The 23,513-nt window shown below is 72.0% G+C and carries 25 protein-coding genes and 1 tRNA gene; 13 read left to right on the forward strand and 13 right to left on the reverse strand.

The window, feature by feature from the left end:
- The first annotated feature begins 107 nt into the window (after positions 1-107).
- Positions 108-181 (forward strand) — tRNA-Leu (locus ACZ4TW_RS19955).
- 12 nt (positions 182-193) lie between these two features.
- Here ACZ4TW_RS19955 and ACZ4TW_RS19960 read toward each other — a convergent pair.
- Positions 194-775 (reverse strand): dihydrofolate reductase family protein, encoded by a 582-nt coding sequence (locus ACZ4TW_RS19960; RefSeq protein WP_465545635.1) that lies wholly within the window; start codon positions 773-775, stop codon positions 194-196.
- Positions 776-875: 100 nt separating this feature from the next.
- The gene (locus ACZ4TW_RS19965; RefSeq protein ID WP_465545637.1) at positions 876-1,802 is read right to left on the reverse strand and encodes a Ppx/GppA phosphatase family protein; all 927 of its coding nucleotides are present in this window, start codon (positions 1,800-1,802) and stop codon (positions 876-878) included.
- A gap of 108 nt (positions 1,803-1,910) precedes the next feature.
- On the opposite strand from ACZ4TW_RS19965, the gene ACZ4TW_RS19970 reads away from it, so the two are divergent.
- The 5 genes from ACZ4TW_RS19970 to ACZ4TW_RS19990 are packed head-to-tail and all read left to right on the forward strand — an operon-like array spanning position 1,911 to position 6,613.
- A complete protein-coding gene (locus ACZ4TW_RS19970; RefSeq protein ID WP_465545639.1) occupies positions 1,911-2,513 on the forward strand; it encodes a TetR/AcrR family transcriptional regulator in 603 nt (200 codons plus the stop codon).
- Positions 2,510-3,778, forward strand: a complete 1,269-nt coding sequence (locus tag ACZ4TW_RS19975; protein ID WP_465545641.1) for an alanine racemase — start codon at positions 2,510-2,512, stop codon at positions 3,776-3,778. Before ACZ4TW_RS19970 ends, ACZ4TW_RS19975 begins: the two co-directional genes overlap by 4 nt.
- Positions 3,775-5,127, forward strand: coding sequence for a D-arabinono-1,4-lactone oxidase (locus ACZ4TW_RS19980; RefSeq protein WP_465545643.1), 1,353 nt, complete (start codon positions 3,775-3,777; stop codon positions 5,125-5,127). The genes ACZ4TW_RS19975 and ACZ4TW_RS19980 overlap by 4 nt, the downstream gene beginning before the upstream one ends.
- Before the next feature lie 44 nt (positions 5,128-5,171).
- Positions 5,172-5,738 carry a LemA family protein gene (locus ACZ4TW_RS19985; protein WP_465545645.1) on the forward strand — a complete coding sequence of 189 codons (567 nt, stop codon included), beginning with the start codon at positions 5,172-5,174 and terminating at the stop codon, positions 5,736-5,738.
- A 2-nt stretch (positions 5,739-5,740) separates the two neighbouring features.
- Positions 5,741-6,613, forward strand: a complete 873-nt coding sequence (locus ACZ4TW_RS19990; protein WP_465545647.1) for a M48 family metalloprotease — start codon at positions 5,741-5,743, stop codon at positions 6,611-6,613.
- Here ACZ4TW_RS19990 and ACZ4TW_RS19995 read toward each other — a convergent pair.
- Positions 6,610-7,824 (reverse strand): winged helix-turn-helix domain-containing protein, encoded by a 1,215-nt coding sequence (locus ACZ4TW_RS19995; protein WP_465545649.1) that lies wholly within the window; start codon positions 7,822-7,824, stop codon positions 6,610-6,612. The two genes, ACZ4TW_RS19990 and ACZ4TW_RS19995, sit on opposite strands and share 4 nt — an antisense overlap.
- A 71-nt stretch (positions 7,825-7,895) precedes the next feature.
- On the opposite strand from ACZ4TW_RS19995, the gene ACZ4TW_RS20000 reads away from it, so the two are divergent.
- On the forward strand, positions 7,896-9,116 hold the full coding sequence (locus tag ACZ4TW_RS20000; RefSeq protein WP_465545651.1) for an AI-2E family transporter: 1,221 nt from the start codon (positions 7,896-7,898) through the stop codon (positions 9,114-9,116).
- A gap of 1 nt (position 9,117) precedes the next feature.
- On the forward strand, positions 9,118-10,416 hold the full coding sequence (gene ilvA, locus ACZ4TW_RS20005; protein ID WP_465545653.1) for a threonine ammonia-lyase: 1,299 nt from the start codon (positions 9,118-9,120) through the stop codon (positions 10,414-10,416).
- Positions 10,417-10,464: 48 nt separating this feature from the next.
- On the opposite strand, the gene greA is transcribed toward ilvA, so the two are convergent.
- Positions 10,465-10,962 (reverse strand): transcription elongation factor GreA, encoded by a 498-nt coding sequence (gene greA / locus ACZ4TW_RS20010; protein ID WP_465545655.1) that lies wholly within the window; start codon positions 10,960-10,962, stop codon positions 10,465-10,467.
- A gap of 60 nt (positions 10,963-11,022) precedes the next feature.
- The gene (locus ACZ4TW_RS20015) at positions 11,023-11,499 is read right to left on the reverse strand and encodes a DUF4307 domain-containing protein (RefSeq protein ID WP_465545657.1); all 477 of its coding nucleotides are present in this window, start codon (positions 11,497-11,499) and stop codon (positions 11,023-11,025) included.
- A 72-nt stretch (positions 11,500-11,571) separates the two neighbouring features.
- On the opposite strand from ACZ4TW_RS20015, the gene ACZ4TW_RS20020 reads away from it, so the two are divergent.
- On the forward strand, positions 11,572-11,841 hold the full coding sequence (locus ACZ4TW_RS20020) for a hypothetical protein (RefSeq protein ID WP_465545659.1): 270 nt from the start codon (positions 11,572-11,574) through the stop codon (positions 11,839-11,841).
- Positions 11,842-11,859: 18 nt separating this feature from the next.
- Here the strand turns inward: ACZ4TW_RS20020 and trhA are convergent, their stop codons facing one another.
- On the reverse strand, positions 11,860-12,657 hold the full coding sequence (gene trhA / locus ACZ4TW_RS20025) for a PAQR family membrane homeostasis protein TrhA (protein ID WP_465545661.1): 798 nt from the start codon (positions 12,655-12,657) through the stop codon (positions 11,860-11,862).
- 72 nt (positions 12,658-12,729) lie between these two features.
- Here trhA and ACZ4TW_RS20030 point away from each other — a divergent pair, with 72 nt between their 5' ends.
- The 3 genes from ACZ4TW_RS20030 to ACZ4TW_RS20040 all read left to right on the forward strand — a co-directional run bounded on the left by ACZ4TW_RS20030 (position 12,730) and on the right by ACZ4TW_RS20040 (position 16,285).
- Positions 12,730-13,515, forward strand: a complete 786-nt coding sequence (locus ACZ4TW_RS20030; RefSeq protein ID WP_465545662.1) for an isoprenyl transferase — start codon at positions 12,730-12,732, stop codon at positions 13,513-13,515.
- A gap of 58 nt (positions 13,516-13,573) precedes the next feature.
- Positions 13,574-14,692 (forward strand): aminotransferase class V-fold PLP-dependent enzyme, encoded by a 1,119-nt coding sequence (locus ACZ4TW_RS20035; protein WP_465545664.1) that lies wholly within the window; start codon positions 13,574-13,576, stop codon positions 14,690-14,692.
- A gap of 207 nt (positions 14,693-14,899) precedes the next feature.
- Positions 14,900-16,285, forward strand: coding sequence for a PhoH family protein (locus ACZ4TW_RS20040; protein WP_465545666.1), 1,386 nt, complete (start codon positions 14,900-14,902; stop codon positions 16,283-16,285).
- A 54-nt stretch (positions 16,286-16,339) separates the two neighbouring features.
- Here ACZ4TW_RS20040 and ACZ4TW_RS20045 read toward each other — a convergent pair whose 3' ends face one another.
- The 5 genes from ACZ4TW_RS20045 to xseA form a co-directional block, all read right to left on the reverse strand.
- Positions 16,340-17,755, reverse strand: a complete 1,416-nt coding sequence (locus tag ACZ4TW_RS20045; protein WP_465545668.1) for a class II fumarate hydratase — start codon at positions 17,753-17,755, stop codon at positions 16,340-16,342.
- 73 nt (positions 17,756-17,828) lie between these two features.
- On the reverse strand, positions 17,829-18,482 hold the full coding sequence (locus tag ACZ4TW_RS20050; protein WP_465545670.1) for a carbonic anhydrase: 654 nt from the start codon (positions 18,480-18,482) through the stop codon (positions 17,829-17,831).
- Between the two features lie 13 nt (positions 18,483-18,495).
- A complete protein-coding gene (locus ACZ4TW_RS20055) occupies positions 18,496-19,137 on the reverse strand; it encodes a DUF4245 domain-containing protein (RefSeq protein ID WP_465545672.1) in 642 nt (213 codons plus the stop codon).
- On the reverse strand, positions 19,137-19,409 hold the full coding sequence (locus tag ACZ4TW_RS20060) for an exodeoxyribonuclease VII small subunit (RefSeq protein WP_465545674.1): 273 nt from the start codon (positions 19,407-19,409) through the stop codon (positions 19,137-19,139). The genes ACZ4TW_RS20055 and ACZ4TW_RS20060 overlap by 1 nt, the downstream gene beginning before the upstream one ends.
- A 1-nt stretch (position 19,410) precedes the next feature.
- Positions 19,411-20,634: an exodeoxyribonuclease VII large subunit gene (gene xseA / locus ACZ4TW_RS20065; RefSeq protein ID WP_465545676.1), complete on the reverse strand. Its 1,224-nt coding sequence runs from the start codon at positions 20,632-20,634 to the stop codon at positions 19,411-19,413.
- A gap of 85 nt (positions 20,635-20,719) precedes the next feature.
- Between xseA and ACZ4TW_RS20070 the strand changes: the two genes are divergently transcribed.
- Entirely contained in the window at positions 20,720-21,766 is a 1,047-nt protein-coding gene (locus ACZ4TW_RS20070) for a 4-hydroxy-3-methylbut-2-enyl diphosphate reductase (protein WP_465545814.1), read from the forward strand.
- A gap of 49 nt (positions 21,767-21,815) precedes the next feature.
- Here the strand turns inward: ACZ4TW_RS20070 and ACZ4TW_RS20075 are convergent, their stop codons facing one another.
- Positions 21,816-22,427: a DUF6264 family protein gene (locus ACZ4TW_RS20075; RefSeq protein ID WP_465545678.1), complete on the reverse strand. Its 612-nt coding sequence runs from the start codon at positions 22,425-22,427 to the stop codon at positions 21,816-21,818.
- 8 nt (positions 22,428-22,435) lie between these two features.
- A complete protein-coding gene (gene fbaA, locus ACZ4TW_RS20080) occupies positions 22,436-23,467 on the reverse strand; it encodes a class II fructose-bisphosphate aldolase (RefSeq protein ID WP_465545680.1) in 1,032 nt (343 codons plus the stop codon).
- Between the last annotated feature and the right edge of the window lie 46 nt (positions 23,468-23,513).

Genomic DNA, 23,513 nt, shown 5'->3' on the forward strand with positions numbered 1-23,513 from the left:
CCCACGGCCGCTCCCGCCCAAAAACCCCCCCCCCCCCCCCCCCCCCCCCCCCCCCCCCCCCCCCCCCCCCCCCCCCCCCCCCCCCCCCCCCCCCCCCCCCCCCCGCTGCTCCCGTAGCCCAATCGGCAGAGGCAGGCGGCTTAAACCCGCCCCAGTCTGGGTTCGAATCCCAGCGGGAGCACCTTCGGGCCCGTCAACGGCGCACGCGATAGCGCAGGTGCAGCACCCGATCGCCTTGGATCACCTCGTCGGGATCTTCCAGCAGGTGCGGCGCGCGGACCGACCCGAAGTAGCGCTTGCCCGACCCGAGCACGACGGGGACCACGTCCATGCGCACCTCGTCGACCAGGCCCGCGGCGAGCGCCTGGCCGCCGATGTCGCCGGCGGCGACCTCGACGATGCGGTCGCCCGCGAGCTCGGTCGCCCTGGCCACGGCGGCCTCGACGCCGTCGACGAAGTGGAACGGCGCGTCGGGGTCCCAGCCCTCGGGCGGCGGCCGGTGCGTCACCACGACCACGTGGTCGATCCCGCTCGGGGGCGTCCCGTCCCAGCCGTCCGTCAGGTCGAAGACGTGGCGGCCGGCGACCGTCACCCCGACCTCGTCCCAGTACGACCGGGTGTAGTCGTAGGAGACCTGCGACACCTTCAGCACGCCGCTCTCGTCCAACGGCACGTCACCGCTGGTCAACCAGTCGAACAGGGGCCCGGGCTGGTCCTGCTCGTCGGCGATGAAGCCGTCGACCGACACCGAGGCGTACATGACCACTCTGCCCATGGGACGCTCCTTGCCTCCGGTGCCCCCAACGTAGCGGCTCCTCACGGATGCGGCGACATGCCTCAGCCCCTGCGGCGGCGAGGGTGCGCCCCGCGCCCGCTCACTGCATCCGGTCGAGCCGTCGCAGGATGAGGCCCTCGCGGAGCGCCCACGGCGACACCTCGAGCACCTTCGCCTTGAACGCGCGCATGGTCTCGGAGAGCACGACGGCGCCCGCGACGATCTGGAACGTGCGGTCGGCGGTGATGCCGGGCAGGTTGGGACGCGCGTCGGCCGGAATTCGCGCGAGGCGCGGGATCCAGTCGTCGAGCTGCGAGAGCTTCAGGATGCTGCGCTCCTCGGCGCCCACGCCCTCCTCGGTGTTGCCCGCGAGCCTGGCCAGTGAGCGGATGGTCTTCGACGACCCGACGACGTGGTCGGAATCGGGGATGCCGCCCACGTCGCGGACCGTCTCCTCGAGCACGCTCCGGGCGTGCTTGCGCAGCCTGGCGACCTGCGCGTCGGTGGGCGGGTCGTCGGGGAGGAACTCGATGGTCGAGCGGCCCGCACCGAGCGGGACGGAGTGCGCGGCATCCGGTACCTCGTCGCCGCCGTGCGCGATCTCGAGCGAGCCGCCGCCGATGTCGAAGAGCAGCACGCGGCCGGCCGACCAGCCGTACCAGCGGCGTACCGCGAGGAACGTGATGCGCGCCTCGTCGGGGCCGCTCAGCACGTCGAGGTGGATGCCCGCCGCCTCCTCGATGAGGGCGAGCACTTCGGTGCCGTTCGCCGCCTCGCGGATCGCCGAGGTCGCGAACGCGAGGAGCTCGTCGATGCCCGACTCGCGCGCCACCTGGGCGGCCTCGCGGACGGCCTCGAGGATCGCCTCGACGCCCGCCTCGCTGATCGCGCCGTCGTCGTCGAGGTAGCGCATGAGCCGCAGCACCGACTTGTTGGAGGCCATGGGGATGGGGCGGGCGCCCGGATGGGCGTCGACCACGAGCAGGTGCACGGTGTTGGAACCGACGTCGAGAACCCCGAGGCGCATGCTGCGAGCGTACTGAATGGTGGTGCGACGCGCGTGCCGCGTGCATACTGATCCGAGTGGGACGATCGTCCCAGTACGAGGCCGCGCCGCCGAGCGGAGAGGAGCGCCATGCCCCGCATCCCCGCCGCCGAACGGCGCAGCGCGCTGATCGACGCGGGACTGCGGCTCATCGCCCGCGAGGGACTCGCGAACGCGACCACTCGGGCGATCGTCGCCGAGGCGGGGATGTCGCTCGCGAGCTTCCACTACGCGTTCGAGTCGCGCGATGCCTTCCTCGACGAGCTCATCGCCGCGGTCGTGGCGACCGAGCAGCAGGCGGTGCTGCCCGACGCGGGGCCCGAGGGCGACGGCAGCCTGCGCGACGTCCTCGAGCGCGGCCTGCTCCGCTACCTCGACCACCTCGCCGCCGACGCCGAGCACGAGCAGGCGATGCTGGAGCTGACCCAGTACGCACTGCGCTCGCCCGAGCGCCATCCGCTCGCCGTGGCCCAGTACCGGCGCTACACCGAGCTCGCGGAGCACGCGCTCGAGACCGCGGCGCGACGGGCGGGCACGACGTGGCGTGCGCCCGTCGCCGAGGCCGCCGGCGTGCTGGTCGCGTTCACCGACGGCATCACCCTCACCTGGCTCGTGCATCGCGACGACGCCGCCGCCCGGGCTGCGGCGCGTGCCGCCGCCGCCGCGCTCTCGAGCATGGCGGTCACCGCGTGACGACGACCCTCGACCTGACGCGTGCGGGCACCGCCACCGATGCGACGGATGCCGCGGCGTGGCTCGACCCCGCCGGCTTCTGGCCCGCCCTCACCGAGGCGACCCGGCACCTCGACGCACCCGTCGGCGTGCTGCACCTCGGAGCACTCCGGCACAACGCCGCAGACATGGCGCGCCGCGCGTCCGGCACGCCGATCCGCATCGCCACGAAGTCGATCCGCGTGCGCCCGGTGATCGACGCCCTGCTGCGCCTGCCCGGATACCGCGGCGTGCTCGCGTACACGCTCGCCGAGGCAATCTGGCTCGCCGAGCACATCGACACGCTCGACGACCTCGTCGTCGGCTACCCGACGGCCGCGGCCGGTGCCATCCGTCGCCTCGCGACCGACCCCGACCTCGCGCGCCGCATCGCGATCATGGTCGACTCGCCGGCGCACCTCGATCTCGTCGACGCGGTGCTGCCGCCGACCGCACGCGAGGAGCTGCGCGTCTGTCTCGAGCTCGACGCATCCTGGGAGGCGCCCGTGCTCGGTCACATCGGCGTGCGCCGCTCGCCCGTGCACCACCCGGCCGACGCGGGCGCGCTGGCCGCGTACATCGCGGGCCGCGCCGGCTTCCGGCTCGTCGGCATGATGGCGTACGAGGCGCAGGTCGCGGGCGTCGCGACCCGCCCGCGCGGCCGGTCGATCGACGGTGCCGTGAACCGCTGGATGCAGGCGCGATCGATGCACGAGCTCGTCGAGCGGCGCGCGGCCGCGGTCGAGGCGGTACGCCGTCACGCCGAGCTCGAGTTCGTCAACGGCGGCGGCACCGGATCGATCGAGGTGACGGCCGCCGACCCGTCGGTCACCGAGATCGCCGCAGGGTCGGGCATCCTCGCGGGGCACCTGTTCGACGGCTACGCGCAGTTCGCGCCCGCGCCGGCCGCCGCGTTCGCGCTCGACGTCGTGCGGTCGCCGAGCGCTCGGCACGCGACGCTCCTCGGCGGCGGCTGGGTCGCGTCGGGTCCGCCGGGCGCCGATCGCCTGCCTCGTGCGGTGTGGCCGGAGGGCGTGCGGATGCTGCGGCGGGAGGCCGCCGGCGAGGTGCAGACGCCGGTCCTCGGCACTGCGGCGGGACGGTTGAGACCCGGCGACCGGGTGTGGTTCCGCCATGCGAAGTCGGGCGAGCCGGCGGAGCACCTGGGCGAGTTCTCGGTGGTCGACGGCGATACCGTCGTCGGCACCGTTCCGACGTATCGAGGCGAGGGGAAGGCGTTCCTGTGACGGCGACGGGCGAGGTGTGGCGCAACTGGTCGCGGACGGAGTCGGTGCGGCCGCTGCGGGTCGAGCGGCCCGCCGATGCGGGCGCGGTGCAGCGCGCGGTGCAGGCCGCCGCGGCAGCCGGCCTGCGCATCAAGCCGGTCGGATCGGGGCACAGCTTCACGGGCATCGCCGTGGCCCCCGACGTGCAGCTCGATGTCGTCGACCTCTCGGGCGTCGTCGCGGCGGATGTCGCGGCCGGCCGCGTCACGATCGGCGCCGGCACGCCGCTCCACCGCCTCCCGCACCTGCTCGAGCCGTACGGCCTGGCCATGCCGAACCTCGGCGACATCGACCGCCAGACGATTTCCGGCGCCATCTCGACGGGCACGCACGGCACCGGGCTCGGGTTCGGCGGGCTCGCGACGCAGGTCGTCGCGGCGACGCTGGTGACGGGCACCGGCGAGCTGCTGCGCGTGAGCGAGACCGAGCGCCCCGACCTGCTCCCCGCCGTGCGAGTCGGCCTGGGCGCGCTCGGTGTGCTCGTGGATGTGACGCTGCAACTCGCGCCCCGGTTCGTGCTGCAGGCGGTCGAGCGGCCCGAGCCGTTCGACGCCGTGCTCGCCGAGTGGATGGAACGGGTGCGCGGCCGCGACCACTTCGAGTTCTATTGGTTCCCGCACACCGACACGGCCCTTACCAAGACGAACACGCGGCTGCCGGGCGACGCGCCGCGCGAGCCGCTCGGGCCGTTCGCGCGCTGGATCGACGACGAGCTCGTCTCGAACGGTCTGTTCACCCTCGTCTGCGAGATCAACCGCGCCGTCCCGGCGGCGGCGCCGCACCTGGCATGGATGACTGACAAGGTCACCGGCAATCGCGATTTCACCGACTACTCGCCCGCCGTGTTCACGACGCATCGTGCCATCCGCTTCCGCGAGATGGAGTACGCGATCCCGCTCGAGGCGGTGCCCGAGGCGGTGCGTGAGGTACGCATCCTCATCGAGCGCAATCGGTGGAGCATCAGCTTCCCGATCGAGGTGCGTGCCGCGGCATCCGACGACATCTGGCTCTCGACCGCATACGGCCGGGAGACCGGGTACATCGCAGTGCACCGCTACTTCCGCGAGGACCCCCGCGAGTACTTCGGCGCGGTCGAAGAGATCATGCGCTCGTACGGCGGGCGGCCGCACTGGGGCAAGGAGCACTCGCTCGACGCCGAGTCGCTTCGCGAGCTCTATCCGAGGTTCGACGACTTCCTCGGAGTGCGCGACGAGCTCGATCCCGACGGCGTCTTCGCGAACCCCTACCTCGATCGCGTGCTCGCTCGGAGTCCGGTGGGAACTCGGAGCGAATCCCCATCCGACGGATAGGATCGGGGGTACATCGATCATCGCGATACTCAGGAGTCCGCGCCATGGAATGGCTGATCCCGCTCATCATCGTCGTCGTGCTCGTGCTGGTGATCGGCATCTACCTGTGGGCCACCTACAACTCGCTCGTGACGCTCAACGTGCGCGTCGACGAGGCGTGGAGTGACATCACGGTGCAGTTGAAGCGGCGGGCCGACCTGATCCCGAACCTCATCGAGGCGGTCAAGGGGTACGCCGCACACGAGAAGGCGGTCTTCGAGAACGTCACCAAGGCGCGAGCCGAGACCCTCTCGGCGCAGGGCCCCGCCGAGGCGGGCGTCGCCGAGAACCACATGCAGCAGGCGCTGAAGTCGATCTTCGCGGTCGCCGAGGCGTACCCGCAGCTGCAGGCGAGCCAGAACTTCCTGCAGCTGCAGTCCGAACTGGTCGACACCGAAGACAAGATCCAGGCCTCGCGCCGGTTCTACAACGGCGGCGTGCGCGAGCTGAACACCAAGATCAAGGTGTTCCCGAACACGCTGTTCGTGCGCGGCCTCGGCTTCCACGAGCGGGAGTTCTTCGAGGTCACGGAGGCCGCGGCGATCGCCGAGCCGCCGCGCGTGCAGTTCTAGCGATGTACCGAGCGATCGCCCGGAACAAGCGCAACACCGTCTTCACGATCCTGCTCTTCCTCGCCATCGTCGGCGGGCTGGGCTATCTCGCCTCGGTGATCTACGGCGATCTCACGATCGTCGTCGTCACCCTCGTGATCGCCACGGCGTACGCGCTGTTCCAGTACTTCACCGCCGACCGGCAGGCGCTGTCGATGTCGGGCGCCGTCGAGATCCGGAACGTGACCGACCATCCTCGGCTCTGGCGGACGGTCGAGAACCTCTCGATCGCCACGGGCACGCCCATGCCGCGCGTGTTCGTCATCTCCGACCCCGCGCCGAACGCGTTCGCGACGGGCCGCGATCCGCAGCACGCGGTCGTCGCGGCGACCACGGGCCTGCTCGAGATCATGGACGACTCCGAGCTCGAGGGCGTCATGGCGCACGAGCTGGGTCACGTGCGCAACTACGACATCCGGCTGTCGATGATCGTCTTCGGCCTGGTCGTCGCGATCGGCTTCATCTCCGACCTGTTCCTGCGCATGGCCTTCTTCGGCCGCGGCAACAACGGCAATCCGATCGTGATGGTCTTCGGGCTCGTCGCGATGCTCATCGCCCCGCTGGTGGCGAGCCTCGTGCAGCTGGCGGTGTCGCGTCAGCGCGAGTACCTGGCCGACGCCACGAGCGCCATGACCACCCGGCACCCCGACGCGCTCGCTCGCGCGCTCGTGAAGCTCGAGCAGTACGGGCGGCCGATGCAGCGGCAGAACACGTCGATGGCGCACCTCTGGATCGCCGACCCGCTCAAGCCGGGCGTGATCGACCGCCTCTTCGCGACGCACCCGCCGATCGGCGAGCGCGTGCGACGGCTCCACGAGATGGGCCGCAGCTTCTAGGCCGCGACGGTCAGCGCCGAGGCGATCGCGGGCGAGAGGTCGCCGCGACCGGCCACGACGATCTCGCCGAGGCCCTGCCAGTCGGCGGCGCGCCGCAGCACCGGCACGAGCCGTTCGGCTGCATCGTCGGGGGCGGACGGCTCGGCCCACGCCGACTGCACGCGCAGCACGCCCGCGGCGCGGTCGCTCTTGAGGTCGACCCGGCCGACGATGCGATCGTCGACGAGCAGCGGCAGCGAGTAGTACCCGAAACGCCGGTCGGCCTCGGGCGTGTAGATCTCGATGCGGTAGTGGAAGTCGAAGAGGCGCTCGGCGCGCGGCCGGAACCACACGACCGGGTCGAACGGCGAGAGCAGTGCCACGGCATCGATGCGGCGCGGGCGCCGCGCGTCGCGGTGCACCCACGCCGGCGTGGGGCGCGCGCCCGTGCTCCAGCCGGGCACGGTGACCGGTTCGAGCACGCCCGCGTCGACGAGGTCGGCGATCGCGGGTCGCACCTGGGCTCCCAGGAGGCGCCAGTAGTCGGCGAGGTCGGCCGCGGTCGCGATGCCGAGGGCGGATGCCGCGCGCGCCACGAGTTCGCGGACCGCGTCGGCCTCGGCCGGACCCGCGTCGATCACCCCGGGGTCGAGCACCTGCTCGGGCAGCGCGTAGACGCGCTCGAACCGGCGCCGGTCGGCGCACACGACCTCGCCGGTGCGGAACATCCACTCGAGCGTGCGCTTGACGTCGGACCAGCCCCACCACGGCCCGCGGCGCTCGTTCGCGTCGTGCTCGATCGCGCTCGCGGGCATCGGCCCGTTGGCCTCGAGCTCGGCGCGAAGCCAGTCGGCGAGCGTGCGGTTCTCGCCGAGCCATCCGCCCCACTCGGACGTGCCCTTGCGGCGGTACTCGGCACGCCGGAACTCGAAGAGCGGCCAGAGCTCGCGGGGGATGAAGGCGGCCTGGTGCGCCCAGTACTCGATCAGTCGGCCGCGCCGGCCCCACGCCATGCCGTCGAGCACCGCGCGGTCGTAGGCCCCGAGCCGGCTGAACGCGGGCAGGTAGTGGCTGCGCTCGAACACGTTCACCGAGTCGATCTGCAGCAGGCCGAGCCGGTCGACCACGCCCGCCAGCTGCCGGGTTCCGACCGAGGCGGGTGCCGGCCGGCCGAACCCCTGGGCGGCGAGCGCGATGCGGCGCGCGAGGGCGGGGCTGATGCGTTCGGCCATGGTGCTCCGACCCTAACGGGGGGCGCCGACATCCGGCGGAACGCGCGCACCCCCGCGCCTAGACTGGGACGGTGACCGAGGGGAACGGGGCCGCGCGCGTGCGACGGCAGCGCGCACGCCGCTCCGCCCGCGCGCCCGAGCAGCCGACCGCCGACCAGGTCCGCGATGCCGCAGCCTCGGTTCCCTATGCGATGCGCGTCGCCGCGTCCTGGTCCTGGCGCCTGCTGCTGGTCGGCGGCGTGCTCGCCGTCGTGATCTTCCTGATCATCCAGCTGCGCTACGTGATCGTCCCGGTGCTCGTCGCCGTGCTGCTCTCCGCGCTGCTCGTGCCGTTCTCGCAGTTCCTGCAGCGACACGGCTGGCCCAAGTGGCTCGCGGTCACGGTCGCGATGCTCGCCACGCTCGTCGCCGTCGGCGGCCTGCTCACGCTCGGCATCTCGCAGATCGTGCGCGGTTCGGGCGACCTCGCCGCGCAGACCGTGATCGCGTGGGAGGACTTCCGCGAGTGGCTGCTCGAGGGGCCGCTGCACGTCACGCCCGACCAGTTCGACGCCCTCGTGCAGCAGGTGGTCGACTCCGTCCAGCAGGACAGCGGCGTGCTCGTGACGGGCGCACTCTCGGTCAGCTCGTCGATCGGGCACTTCCTCGCGGGGCTCCTGCTCGCGCTGTTCGCGACGCTGTTCATCCTGATCGACGGCCGCCACATCTGGTACTGGATCGTCGGCATCTTCCCGCGCCGGGCGCGCGCCGCGATCGACGGAGCCGGCCGCTCCGGCTGGGCCACGCTCGAGAACTTCGTGAAGGTGCAGATCCTCGTCGCCTCGATCGACGCGGTCGGCATCGGCATCGGCGCACTCCTGCTCGGCGTGCCGCTCGCGATCCCGATCGCGATCCTGGTCTTCCTCGGGTCGTTCGTGCCGATCGTGGGCGCGGTCGTCACGGGCGCGCTCGCCGTGTTCGTGGCGCTGGTCTACAACGGCTGGGGCATCGCGCTGGCGATGCTCGGCGTCGTGCTGCTCGTGCAGCAGGTCGAAGGGCACGTCCTGCAGCCGCTGATCATGGGCACGGCCGTGAAGGTGCACCCCCTCGGCGTGGTCGTGGCGGTCACCACCGGTTCGCTCCTCGCGGGCATCCCCGGCGCGCTCTTCGCCGTGCCGGTCGCGGCGGTCGGCAACGTCATGATCCTCTACGTCGCGGGCGGCACGTGGAAGCAGGCCGAACCCCCCTCGCCGGCCGAGACCCATTCCCCCCTCTGGCGCACGGTACCCCAGCGCCCCGGATACGGACGGTGACATGAACCACGCACTCGACGCCCGACCCGACTCGCCCGCCGCGGCGCCCGCGGCGCCCGCCACGGCATCCGGCTGGCCCGGTCCCGACCTCGCCGCGTTCGAGCGGGCGCAGCGCACGGTCGCCGAGATCGCACGGCGCACGCCCATGGAGACCTCGCGGTTCCTGGGCAGGCTCGAGGGCGTGCCCGTGCACCTCAAGTGCGAGAACCTGCAGCGCACCGGGTCGTACAAGCTCCGCGGCGCCTACAACCGGATGTCGGCGCTCTCGTCCGACGAGCGGGCGCGCGGCGTCGTGGCGGCCTCGGCCGGCAACCACGCGCAGGGCGTCGCGTACGCGGCGCGCGAGCTCGGCATCCGCGCGACGATCTTCATGCCCGTCGGCGTCGCGCTGCCCAAGCTCGAGGCCACGCGCGCGTACGGCGCCGACGTGGTGCTGCGCGGCGACTCGATCGGCGAGACCCTCGAGGCCGCCGCGCAGTTCGCGGCCGAGACGGGCGCGACGATCATCCCGCCGTTCGACCACCCCGATGTCGTCGCGGGGCAGGGCACGCTGGGCCTCGAGATCCTCGAGCAGGTTCCGGATGTCGCGACCATCGTCGTCCCGATCGGCGGCGGCGGCCTCGCGGCGGGTGTCGCGAGCGCGGCCAAGCTGCGGGCCGCGCAGCTCGGCCGCGCCATCCGGGTGATCGGCGTCCAGGCCGAGAACGCCTCGCCGTATCCGCCGTCGCTCACGGCGGGGGAGCCGACCTCGGTGCCGGTCGTGCCCACGATCGCCGACGGGATCGCCGTCTACCGCCCCGGCGAGCTCAACTTCGCGATCATCCGCGAGACGATCGACGAGGTCGTCACCGTCACCGAGGATGACATCGCACGCGCCCTGCTCGTGCTGCTCGAGCGTGCGAAGCTCGTCGTCGAACCCGCGGGCGCGGTCGGCGTCGCCGCGCTCATGACCGGCAAGGTCCGCTCCGACGGCCCGATCGTGGCGCTCCTGTCGGGCGGCAACATCGACCCGCTGCTCATGCAGCGGGTGATCGCGCACGGACTCGCGGCATCCGACCGCTACCTGACGCTGCGCATCGGCCTGCCCGACCGGCCCGGTCAGCTCGCACGCATCGCCGAGTTGGTCGCCGAGGCGAAGGCGAACGTCGTCGAGGTGCTGCACACGCGCCACGGCGCCGGCATGCAGATCTCCGAGGTCGCGCTGCAGCTCTCGGTCGAGACCCGCGGTCCCGCGCATCGCGACGAGGTCGTCGAGGTGCTGCGTCGCGCGGGCTACGATCCCGAGATCATCGAGGAATGACGAACGGCCCCTCCGAGGAGGGGCCGCTCGCGATGCCGGTTCAGCAGGTCACTGCCCGGCCCAGGTCTCGACGCCCGTCACCTCGACCGCGATCTCGCGGCCGTTGGGGGCGGTGTAGCTGGTCTTCTCGCCGACCTTCAGGCCGAGGATCGCCGCGCCGAGGGGCGACTGCTCGCTGAAGACGTCGAGCTCGGAGTCGCCGGCGATCTCGCGGCTGCCGATGAGGAAGCGCTCCTCGTCGCCCGCGACGATCGCGCTGATGACGGTGCCCGACTCGACGACGCCGCTCGAGGCGGGAGCGTCGCCGACCTCGGCGGTGCGCAGCAGCTCGGTGAGCTGGCGGATGCGGGCCTCCTGCTTGCCCTGCTCGTCCTTCGCGGCGTGGTACCCGCCGTTCTCCTTGAGGTCGCCCTCCTCGCGCGCGGCCTCGATGCGCTTCGCGATCTCCTCACGGCCCGCGGTGGAGAGGTGCTCGAGCTCGGCGGCGAGCCGGTCGTAGGCCTCCTGGGTCAGCCAGGTGGTCGTCGCGGTGGCGTCCTGCGCCATGGTGCACACTCCCGTGGATATACGTGACGCCCCAGCGTGTGCCGGGGCGAATTTCCCATTCTAGAGCAGCCAGCAGCCCTGGACCAAACCCGTGTTCGCCTCCTGTGCGGTGCGCACGCGCTCCGTGAAGGTCCGCAACGGCCGGTCGGAGGCCGGGATCTCGACCACCTTCCAGCCCACCACGGTGAAGTCCTCGTTGAGGGCCTGCACGACGCACGCGGTCTCGCCGCCCTCGGGCGCGGAGAGCCGCCAGGTGACCTCGACCGAGCGGTCGTCGAGCAGCCGGTGCCCGAGGTCGGTGGCCTGCACCTGCGGCCGGCTGCCGTCGAGCCCGGCCCAGGCGACCCAGGCGACGAGCACGACTGCGAACGCGACGGCGGCGCCGACGAGCAGCATCCGCTCGCGCCGGCGTCTGGCGGGCGTGCGGCCGTACCGGTCGGCGAGCTCGGATGCCGCGGGGCCGGCGCGATCGGTCGCGGGGGTGCCGCCGAGGGCGGCGTCCTCGGCCGCTGCGTCGGCGGACTCGCGTGGGGGCACCGCCCGGCTCCTTCCCGGTTCGATCGTCTAGGCTTGGCATCCAGCCTAACCCCGCCCCCTGAAGGGAATCCGATGCTCGTCGTGCCCGCCGTCACGTCCCTCATCGCCGTGGCCGCGGACGAGGATTTCGACCCGAACGACGTCACGCCGGGCGTCGAGGGGTTCGTCATCACGTTCATCGTGATGGCCGTGGTCCTGCTGCTCGTGCTCGACATGGTGCGGCGCATCCGCCGCGTGAACTACCGCGCCCAGGCGCGGGAGCGCATCGAGGCGGAGGAGCGCGAGGCGAACGGCGAGGCCGGTGCCGCGGCATCCGACACCCCGCCGACCACGCCCGAGTGACGGGTCGCGGCCGCGCGCTCAGGCCACGTGGTAGACGGGGTCGATCGCGATGATCAGCGTCGCCGTCCAGTGGCACATGAACGCCAGCACCGTGCACACGTGGAAGATCTCGTGGAAGCCGAAGTGCCCCGGCCACGGGTTCGGCCGCTTCAGCCCGTACACGACGGCACCGATCGTGTAGAGCACGCCGCCGACGATCACGAGCACCATCATCGCCACGCTCGCGGCGAGCAGGTCGCCGAGGTACATGACCGCGGCCCAGCCCAGCAGCAGGTAGAGGGGCACGTAGAGCCAGCGCGGCGCGTGGATCCAGAAGACGCGGAAGCCGATGCCGAGCAGCGCGCCGCCCCACACGATCCCGAGGAGCAGCCAGCCCTTGTCGGGCGGCAGGGCCAGGATCGCGAGCGGCGTGTAGGTGCCCGCGATGAGCAGGAAGATGTTCGCGTGATCGATGCGCTTCAGGATCACCTTCGTGCGCGGCGTCCAATCGAACCGGTGGTAGAGCGCCGAGTTGCCGAAGAGGAGCATGGACGTGAGCGTGAACACCGCCGACGCCCACTTCGCCCACGGGCCCTCGGCGAGCGCGATGAGGACGATGCCCGCGGCGATCGTCAGCGGGAACGTGCCCGCGTGGATCCAGCCCCGCCAGGTGGGCTTCAGGTCGGCGGGATGCTCGGTCGACGCGTCGATGAGGGGGACGTTCGGCAGGTCGGGTCCGCGGCGCTCGTCGACGGCGACGGCGGCGTCGGCCGCGTCGAGCTCGGATGCGGGGCGATGGAGGTGCTCCGCGACATCCTCGGGCTCGTGAGCGCTCATGCGCCAAGCGTACGGCCGCTCGCATCACGGCTTGCTGTGAGCCCGCGTCCCGGCGCGGGGTAGCGTAGTCGCGTGCAGACAGGCGATCATCACTCCGGTCGCGGCCTCCTCTACCGGCTCTACCAGAAGCGGCTCAAGCGCGAGGTCGACCAGGCCGAACTCCCGCACCACGTCGCCATGATCATCGACGGGAACCGGCGGTGGGCCAAGCAGCTCGGCTACGACTCCGCCGCGCACGGACACCGGGCCGGCGCGGCGAAGATGCGCGAGTTCCTCGAGTGGTGCGACGACCTCGGCATCCGGGTCGTGACGCTCTACCTGCTCTCGAGCGACAACCTCCTCAACCGCACGCCCGAGGAGCTCGCCGACCTCATCGAGATCATCGCCGACCTCGCCGAGGAGCTCAGCCACTACCGCGACTGGCGCGTGCAGCACGTCGGCTCCGACGCGGGGCTGCCCGAGCCCCTGATCGCTGCGCTGGATGCCGCGGAGCAGCGCACCGCGGGCAAGCGGGGCCTGCACGTGAACCTCGCGGTCGGCTACGGCGGCCGCAAGGAGATCACCGACGCGATGCGCTCGATCGTGGCCGCCCACCACGCCGAGGGACGCAGCCTGGAGGACCTGGCGGAGCGACTCACGCCCGAGCTGATCGGCGAGCACCTCTACACGGGCGGGCAGCCCGATCCCGACCTCGTCATCCGCACGTCGGGCGAGCAGCGGCTCAGCGACTTCATGCTCTGGCAGGCCGCGCACAGCGAGTTCTACTTCGTCGAGGCGCTCGGCCCCGACCTGCGCGAGGTCGACCTGCTGCGTGCCATCCGCGACTACACCATGCGGCACCGGCGATTCGGCGGCTGATCGGCCGACCATCCGCCGCCCTTCTGCCAGTATGGCTCCGAGAAGGGGGCGCACCCACGTGACCATCGACGACTACGCGGCCGGATTCGGCGAGGAACCCGGCTACCTCGACTACGGGCGGGTCGGACCCCTCGCCCGGGTCGCCGCCGAGGAGACCTTGGCGTTCACGCAGGTGCTCGAGCGGGCACGGCACGGCAGCATGGAGGTATTCCGCGAGCAGGATGCGCGGGTCCGCGCTGCGGCATCCGCCCTCACGGGTGCCCCGGCCGATCGCATCGTGTCGATCCCGAACACGTCGACGGGACTCATGCATGCGATGTTCGGCCTGACCGGCACCGTGCTGCTCTCGCCGGGCGAGTTCCCGAGCGTGCCGATCGCCGCGGTCCGCGCGAACGAGGCCCTGCACTCGGTGCAGCCGGCCTGGCTCGAGACCGACCACGGCAAGGTCACGCCCGGCCGCATCCGCGACCAGCTCGAGGCGAATGTCGCCGCTGTCGCGGTCAGCCTGGTCGACAGCCGCACCGGCTACCTGTGCGACCTCGAGGGCATCCGGCAGGTCATCGGCGACCGCTTGCTCATCGTCGACGCGATCCAGGGCTTCGGCCTCGTCGACGCCCCGTGGGAGGTCGCCGACGCGGTGGTCACGGGCGGGCAGAAGTGGTGCCGTGCGGGTTGGGGCACGGGGGTCATGGCGCTCTCCGAGCGTGCCGTCGAGCGGCTCACGCCCGTGTTCTCGGGCTACACCGGCACCGAGGACGACGAGGTGTGGGACGAGGTGCCGCCGCCCGCCGCCGGCGCGCGCGCCTACCGCGTGTCCAATCCCGATCCCGTGGCGCAGGCGCGGTTCGCGGCGACCCTCGAGGAACTCGCAGCGGTGGGCGTGCCCGAGGTCAACGCCCGGGTCGCCGAGAACGTCAGCCGCGTCATCGACCTGGCCGATGAGTTCGCGATCCCGGTCTCGTCGTCGCGCGACGAGCGCGAGCGCGCCGGGATCGTCGTGCTCGAGCCCGAGCCCGAGCACGGCGCGGTGCTCTCGGCGTCCCTGCACAACCACGGCGTCACGGCGACGACCCGGCTCGGCACGGTGCGCCTCAGCGTGCACGCCGTGCTCTCCGAGGACACCGTCGAGATGCTGCGCGGCGCGTTCGTGTCGTTCAACACGGCCGCGACCTACTGACGGCAGCCGGTCCGACGCGGCCGGCCGTTCGTCCACGAAATGTGAACAGCCGATGTCGCGCCGCGTGTCGTGCTTCGCGATCGTCGGAGGTCGGACGTAGCGTCGAGGCATCGGGCAAGTCGCCCGGTCGAGTCGGCTCGTGAACCGCTCGTGGAGGGATCGCCCGCCGGCGCGAGAGCCGAGCGAGAGCTCGGGGCAGGAGCGGTCGTGACCTCTGTCGAACCCACCAAGCCCCTCGGTCCGGTCGAGTCGGAAGGGCGCCGTACGCGGCCCGCTGACACGACGCCCGGGGGTGCCGCGCAGGCCGAACGCACGTACGTGCTCGACACGTCGGTGCTGCTCTCCGACCCGCGCGCCCTGTTCCGATTCGCCGAGCACCCCGTCGTGCTGCCGGTCGTGGTGATCACCGAGTTGGAGGCCAAGCGCAACGACCCCGAGATCGGGTACTTCGCGCGAGCGGCGCTGCGGCTGCTCGACGACCTCCGCGTCGAGCACGAGCGGCTCGACTTCCCGATCCCGGTCGGCGACGGCGGCTCGCTCCGCGTCGAGCTCAACCACTCGAGCCTGTCGGTGCTGCCGAGCGGACTCCAGCTCGCCGACAACGACTCCCGCATCCTCGCCTGCGCGCTGAACCTCGCGAACGACGGGCTCGAGGTGACCGTCGTCTCGAAGGACCTGCCGCTGCGCATCAAGGCCGCCTCGGTCGGCCTCGATGCGCAGGAGTACCGGGCCGAGCTCGCCGTCGACTCCGGCTGGACCGGCATGGCCGAGCTCGCCCTCGGTTCCAACGACATGGCCAAGCTCTACGAGCACGAGAGCCTCACGACGAGCGAGGTCGAGGGGATGCCGGTCAACACCGGGCTCGTCATCCACTCCGAGCGGGGCTCGGCCCTCGGCCGCGTCATCGGCGAGCACGAGGTCCGGCTCGTGCGCGGCGACCGCGAGGTCTTCGGCGTGCACGGTCGCTCGGCCGAGCAGCGGCTCGCGATCGACCTGCTCCTCGACCAGGAGATCGGGATCCTCTCGCTCGGCGGTCGCGCCGGCACCGGCAAGTCGGCGCTCGCGCTCTGCGCCGGACTCGAGGCGGTGCTCGAACGGCAGCAGCACAAGAAGATCATGGTGTTCCGCCCGCTCTACGCGGTGGGCGGACAGGAGCTCGGCTTCCTCCCCGGCGACCAGGGCGAGAAGATGAACCCCTGGGCGCAGGCGGTCTTCGACACGCTCGGCGCGCTCGTCTCCGACAACGTCCTCGAGGAGGTCGTCGATCGCGGCATCCTCGAGGTGCTGCCGCTCACGCACATCCGCGGCCGGTCGCTGCACGACGCGTTCGTCATCGTCGACGAGGCGCAATCGCTCGAGCGCAACGTGCTGCTCACGGTCCTCAGCCGCGTCGGACAGAACTCGCGCGTGGTGCTCACGCACGATGTCGCCCAGCGCGACAACCTGCGCGTCGGCCGGCACGACGGCGTCGCGAGCGTCATCGAGACGCTGAAGGGCCATCCGCTCTTCGCGCACATCACGCTCACCCGCTCCGAGCGCTCGGCGATCGCCGCGCTCGTCTCGGAGATGCTCGACGGCACCGAGCTCGCCTGAGCGGACGCGCTGACGCCCCCGGAGCGAGGCTCCGGGGCCGTCGTGGCGTTCGCGCTACTTCGCCTGCGGCGGGCGCGTCATCGAGAGCAGGTGCAGCGCCTCGTCGAGCTGGGCCTCGGTGAGGTCGCCGCGCTCGACGTGGCCGAGGTCGATCACGGCCTCGCGGACCGTGATGCCCTTGGCGACCGAGTGCTTGGCGATCTTCGCGGCGGCCTCGTAGCCGATGATCTTGTTCAGCGGCGTCACGATCGACGGCGACATGCCCGCGAGCGCCGAGGTGCGCTCCTCGTTGACCTGCAGCCCGTCGACGGTCTTGTCGGCGAGCACGCGCACCGAGTTGGCCAGCAGGCGGATGGACTCGAGCAGCGCCGTGCCCATGACCGGGATCTGCACGTTGAGCTCGAACGAGCCCGACGCGCCGGCCCAGGCGATCGTGGCGTCGTTGCCGACGACGCGCGACGCGACCATCAGCACCGCCTCGGGCACGACCGGGTTCACCTTGCCGGGCATGATCGACGAGCCGGGCTGCAGGTCGGGGATGTACAGCTCGCCGAGCCCCGTGTTCGGCCCGGAGCCCATCCAGCGGAGGTCGTTGCAGACCTTGGTCAGGCTGACGGCGATGGTGCGCAGCGCGCCCGACGCCTCGACGAGGCCGTCGCGGTTCGCCTGCGCCTCGAAGTGGTCGGCCGCCTCGGTGATCGGCAACTCGGTCTCCTGCTGGAGCAGCTCGATGACCAGCTGCGGGAAGCCGGCGGGCGTGTTGATGCCGGTGCCGACCGCGGTGCCGCCGAGCGGGACCTCGGCGACGCGGGGGAGGGCGGACTGCACGCGCTCGATGCCGAGGCGGACCTGGCGGGCGTAGCCGCCGAACTCCTGGCCGAGCGTCACGGGCGTCGCATCCATGAGGTGCGTGCGACCGGCCTTGACGATGTCGGCCCACGCCTCGGCCTTGGCCTCGAGCGCGACGGCGAGGTGGTCGAGCGAGGGGATGAGGTCGTCGATGAGCGCGGCCGTGACGGCGATGTGCACCGAGGTGGGGAACACGTCGTTCGAGGACTGCGACGCGTTGACGTGGTCGTTCGGGTGCACGGGGCTGCCGAGCTTCTCGGTCGCGAGCGTCGCGAGCACCTCGTTCATGTTCATGTTCGAGGAGGTGCCCGAGCCGGTCTGGTACACGTCGACCGGGAAGTGCTCGGAGAAGCCCACCCGCCCGTCGATGACGTCGTCGGCGGCATCGGCGATCGCCCGCGCGACGTTCTCGTCGAGCACGCCGAGGCGCGCGTTCGCGAGCGCGGCCGACTTCTTGATGCGCGCGAGCGCCGCGACCTGCGCGGGCTCGAGGCCCTTCCCCGAGATGGGGAAGTTCTCGACGGCGCGCTGGGTCTGCGCGCGGTACAGCGCCGACGCGGGGACCCGCACCTCGCCCATCGTGTCGTGTTCGATCCGGTAGTCGGCGGCGTTGTCCACCACGGTGTGTTCCCCTTCGATCTCGGCGGCCTCGATGCGGCACCGTGCGCGCGGCGGGCGGATGCCGCCGGCGCCCTCAGATGCGACCGACGGCGATGTCGGTCTCGGCGCGGCCCTCGAGCAGGCGGTAGTTCGCGCCGACGACAGCCAGCGTACCCGCTGCGATCGCGTCGCTGATCACCTCGGAGCGCTCGAGCAACTCGGCCACGGTGTCGCGCAGGTGCTCCCGCCCGACGAAGCCCGCGTCGATCGCATCGGCCTCGATCGGCCCCTCGGAGGTGCCCGCGACGCGGCGAACGGCCGGCACGATCCGGTCGACGAGCGACGCGATGTGCGCCGGCAGCGGGTCGGGCTCGGGGCCCTGCGAGTCGATCGCGGCGCGCACGGCGCCGCAGTGGTCGTGGCCGAGCACGAGGATGAGCGGGACGCCGAGCACGCCCACGGCGTACTCGAGCGAGCCCAGCACGTCGTCGGAGATCACCTGGCCGGCGTTGCGCACCACGAAGGCGTCGCCGAGGCCGACGTCGAAGATGATCTCGGCCGAGAGGCGCGAGTCGCTGCAGCCGAAGATCGCCACGAGCGGGCGCTGGTGGCCGGCGAGCTCGGTGCGCCGCTCGACATCCTGGCGGGGATGCAGCGGCGTGCCCGCCACGAAGCGGGTGTTGCCGGCGCGCAACTCGCGCCAGGTCTCGGCGGGCGTGGTCGGTCGTGCGGGGGCGGCATGGCTCACGGCCGTTCCTCTCTCAGCGCTGCGCGTCGATGGCCGGGGCGATCGCCCGGGCCAGGGTGTCGAACTCCTCGGGATCGGCGGTGCCGAGCAGCACGAACGTGCTCTCGCCCGCCTCGGTGACGAGGCCGTAGCGCGCGTTCCCGACGTCGGCGTCGGACTCGCGGTTGTCGTACACGGTCCACTCCACGCCGTCGATCTCGACGACGCCGGTGGCGACGGTGTTCGCGAGCAGGTCGGCGGTCCAGGTCGGGTTCGCGCCGAGGCCCTGGTACATGCCGACGTACTCGTCGCTCGGCGTGAGGTACCCCGCGTACCACGCGGTGACGCCGTCGGCCTCGCTCTGGCGCAGCGACGCGTCGTTCGAGCGCCAGCCCTCGGGCAGGTCGGGCACGGCGAGCTCCTGCTCGATCCCGACCTGGGCCTGTGCGGCGACGGATGCCACGTCGATGTCGCGTTCGATCGGGGTGTCGCTGCGCGGCACGATGAGCACGATCACGGCGACGACCGCGAGGCTCGCGACGAGCGCGCCGACGAGGTTGCGCACGTTCTGCCGCTGCCGGTGGTCGCGCGAGTCCTGGGCTTTGCGCGCCGCGGTCTCTTCGGGCGTCTCGGGCCGGCCGAGTTCGGCGACCACGCGCGGTTCGCGACGGGCCATCAGCCCTCGCCGCCGTCGGTGGTGGGGGCGGATGCCGCGGCGCCGGCCGAGCGGGCGGCACCGGCGCGCGCCGCGTCGAGTCGGGCCTTCGCGCCCAGCAGCCATTCCTCGCAGCGCTGGGCCAGTGCCTCGCCGCGCTCCCACAGGGCGAGCGACTGCTCGAGCGTGGCCGAGCCCTGCTCGAGCTCGGCCACGACGCGCACGAGCTCGTCGCGGGCCTGCTCGTAGCTGAGCTCGGCGACATCCGGGGGAGTGGTGGGCATGGAGGGCATTCTATTCGGCGTCGCCGACAGCCCCCCGAGATGTCGCCGCGAGACGACCCTCGGCGAGCGTGATGCGCAAGGCCGTGCCGTCGGGCGCCTGTTCGGGACGGGTCAGCACGCCGTCGTGCTCGCGCTGCACGATCGCGTATCCGCGCTCGAGCGTCGCGAGCGGCGAGAGCGCCCGCAGCTGCGAGCGGAGCTCGGCGGTGCGGGTCGCGGCGCGCTCGATCGCGCGCTCGGCGAGCTCGGTGCCGCGGGCGACCCAGCGCGTGAGCTCCTCGGCGCGCCGGTCGACCATCCACGCCGGATCGGCCAGCGCCGGCCGCGTCCGCAGGTGCCCGATCCGGTCGATCTCGTGCGTCACGAGCGTGGTCACGCGCATGCGCACCCGCGCGCGCGCCTGCTCGACGCGGATGAGCTCCTCGGCCACGTCGGGAACGACGCGCTTCGCGGCATCCGTCGGCGTCGACGCCCGGAGGTCGGCGACCTCGTCGAGCAGGGGGCGGTCGGCCTCGTGCCCGATGGCGCTGACGATGGGCGTGGATGCCGCGGCCGCCGCCCGCACGACCCGCTCGTCGCTGAAGCCCAGGAGGTTCTGGAAGTCGCCGCCGCCCCGCGCGACGATGATCACCTCGACCTCGGGATCGGCGTCGAGCCTGCGGATCGCGGCGACCACTTCGGGGCAGCAGCGCTCGCCCTGCACCGACGCGTAGGCCATGCGGAACTCCACCGCCGGCCAGCGGAGCCGGGCGTTGCGCAGCACGTCCTTCTCGGCGTCGCTGTCACGCGCTGTGACGAGTCCGACGACCTTCGGCAGGAACGGCAGGGGGCGCTTGCGGGCCGCCTCGAAGAGGCCCTCGGCCGCCAGTTGCGCGCGCAGCCGCTCGAGCCGCTCGAGCAGGTCGCCGAGCCCGACGTGGCGGACGTCGAACACCTGCATCGTGAGCGAGCCGCCCTTGACCCACCAGTTGGGCTTGACCAGTGCCACCACGTGGTCGCCCGGCTTGAACTGCTCGGTGAGCTTCGCGCGCGTCGACGACCAGATCGAGAAGGAGACCGTGGCGTCGGCTTCGAGGTCCTTCAGCTTGCCGTAGACGTTTCCGGCCGACACGCCCCACTGGGTGATCTCGCCCTCGATCCACACGGTGCCGAGCCGGTCGAGGTACTCCTTGAGCTTGCCCGAGAGCATCGAGACCGACCACGGCGTCTCACGGGTCGTGGGGCCCTGTGCCATGCGCCTCCCAGCCGCTCGCCATCTGCGCCCGCGTAGGATGGCAGCCGTGACGAGCTTGACGGATGCCCCGCGAATCGACCTCGGCATGCCTCGGATCCCGAGCGTGCGCGGCCGGCTCAAGGATATCCCCGCCCAGGGACAGAAGCGGGTGCTGCTCGCGGCCCCCCGAGGGTACTGCGCCGGCGTCGACCGCGCGGTGATCGCCGTCGAGAAGGCGCTCGAGCACTACGGGGCGCCGGTGTACGTGCGCAAGCAGATCGTGCACAACATCCACGTGGTCACCGAGCTCGAGAAGCAGGGCGCCATCTTCGTCGAGGAGGTCGACGAGGTGCCCGAGGGCGCGCACGTCGTCTTCAGCGCCCACGGCGTCTCGCCCGCGGTGGTGAACTCGGCCGCGGAGCGCGGCCTCCACGCGATCGACGCGACCTGTCCGCTCGTCACGAAGGTGCACCGCGAGGCGGTGCGCTTCGCACGCGACGACTTCGAGATCCTGCTCATCGGCCACGAGGGCCATGAGGAGGTCGAGGGCACGGCCGGCGAGGCGCCCGACCACGTCACCCTCGTCAACAGCCCCGACGACGTGCCGAACATCGAGGTGCGCGACCCCGACAAGGTCGTGTGGCTCTCGCAGACCACGCTCTCGGTCGACGAGACGATGGAGACCGTGCGGCGCCTGCGCGAGCGGTTCCCGAACCTGCAGGACCCGCCCTCCGACGATATCTGCTACGCCACGCAGAACCGCCAGGTCGCGATCAAGAAGGTCGCCCGGGAGGCCGATGTCGTGATCGTCGTCGGCTCGGCGAACTCGTCGAACAGCGTCCGCCTCGTCGAGGTCGCGCTCGAGTACGGCGCCAAGCGCGCGTACCGCGTCGACTACTCGACCGAGATCCGGCAGGAATGGCTCGACGGCGCCGAGACGATCGGGGTCACGAGCGGGGCCTCGGTGCCCGAGGGGCTCGTCAAGGAGGTGCTGCTCGAACTCGCCGACGCGGGCTACGGCGACGTCGCCGAGGTCAAGACCGCCGAGGAGGACCTGATGTTCTCGCTGCCCAAGGAGCTCCGCAAGGACCTGCAGGGCAACCGCGACCAGCGGGCGCTCGGCGGTCGCAACCGGGCGGGCGCCCAGGCCTGAGGCGCGCTGTTCCGGGCGCCGACCGTGGCGTCCGGCCGGCCACCAGGGCTCAGACGCCCGACATCCGCTCGACGTACGACACGAACGTCGGGTCGGTGAGGAACACGATCGAGGTGAGCACGATCGTCGCGACCACCGCGACGGCGCCGCCGACCAGGGGCACCCAGAACGCCGGCTTGCGCGCGCGCATGCGCGCGATGGACCAGCCGAGCACGGCCGCGTACAGCCCGAGCATGAAGATCGTGCCGATCGTCGCGAGCGTCGGCAGCCACTCCTGCGGCGAGTACGTGCCGACGCCCTGCTGCGAGTACACCGTCTGGATGGCGGCCGGCAGCTGCTGCAGGCTCACCGAGGTGTTCCAGGCGCCGACCGCGCCGATCGCGAGCAGCAGGATGGTGATGAACCGGTCGGCGGTGCGCGATGGCGCGGTGGCGGGAGCGGCGGGTGCCGGCGCCTGCGGCGCCACGGGCGGCGGCGGTGCCGGGTGCGGGGCGGATGCCGCGGCATCCGCTCGCTCGTCGGCAGGGGGCTGCCACGACCACCCCTCGGGGGCGTACTCGCCGTAGCGCGGACGGGGCCGCTCATCGCGCGGCGGCGGGGGCGCGGCGCCGTCGGCGGCCTGTCCCCGCGTCTCGTTCCGAGCGGCCTCGTCCTGCGACATCCGGTGCCCTACGCCGAGATCGACTTGCCGGCGGAGCCGAGCTGGCGGGTCGACTCGCCGACGCGCGCGGCCATGGCCGTCTCGGCGACCTTGCCCCACGCGCGCGGGTCGTACTGCTTCTTGTTGCCGACCGAGCCGTCGACCTTCAGCACCCCGTCGTAGTTCTGGAACATGTAGCCGGCGATCGCGCGCGTGAACGCGTACTGCGTGTCGGTGTCGATGTTCATCTTCACGACGCCGTTGCGCACGGCCTCGGCGATCTCCTCGTCGGTCGAGCCGGAGCCGCCGTGGAAGACGAGGTCGAGCGGCTTCTCGCCGGTGCCGTACTTGGCGGCCAGGCCGTCCTGGATCTCCTTGAGCAGCGACGGGCGCAGCTTGACGTTGCCGGGCGCGTAGACGCCGTGCACGTTGCCGAACGTGAGCGCCGCCATGTAGCGGCCGTTCTCGCCGAGGCCGAGCGCCTCGACGGCCGCGATCGCGTCGTTCAGAGTGGTGTAGAGCGCCTCGTTCGAGCCCTCGTGCTGGACGCCGTCCTCCTCGCCGCCGACGACGCCGATCTCGACCTCGAGGATGGCGTTGATGTTCTTGATCTTCGGGAGGATGTCCTTCGCGATCTCGAGGTTCTCGTCGAGCGGCACGGCCGAGCCGTCCCACATGTGCGACTGGAAGATGGGGTTGCGACCGGCCTTGACCTCCTCCTCCGAGGCGGCGATGAGCGGATACACGAACCCGTCGAGCGCGTCCTTCGGGCAGTGGTCGGTGTGGAGCGCGACCGTCACGGGGTAGGCCTTCGCGACCTCGTGGGCGAACCTCGCGAAGGCGAGCGCGCCGGCCGCGCGGGCCTTGACGGTGTGGCCGGCGAAGTAGTCGGCGCCACCCGTGGTGACCTGGATGATGCCGTCGGAGCCGGCCTCGGCGAGGCCCAGCAGCACCGCGTTGAGGGTCTGCGAGCTCGACACGTTGAACGCCGGGAACGCGAAGCCCTGGGCCTTGGCGGTGTCGAGCATCTGCGCGTACTGCTCGGGGGTTGCGATGGGCATACCTTGCTCCTTCGAAAAGTCGTGGGTTGCGCACGAGTCTAGCGAC

Source organism: Agromyces sp. NPDC029043, from assembly GCF_055564615.1.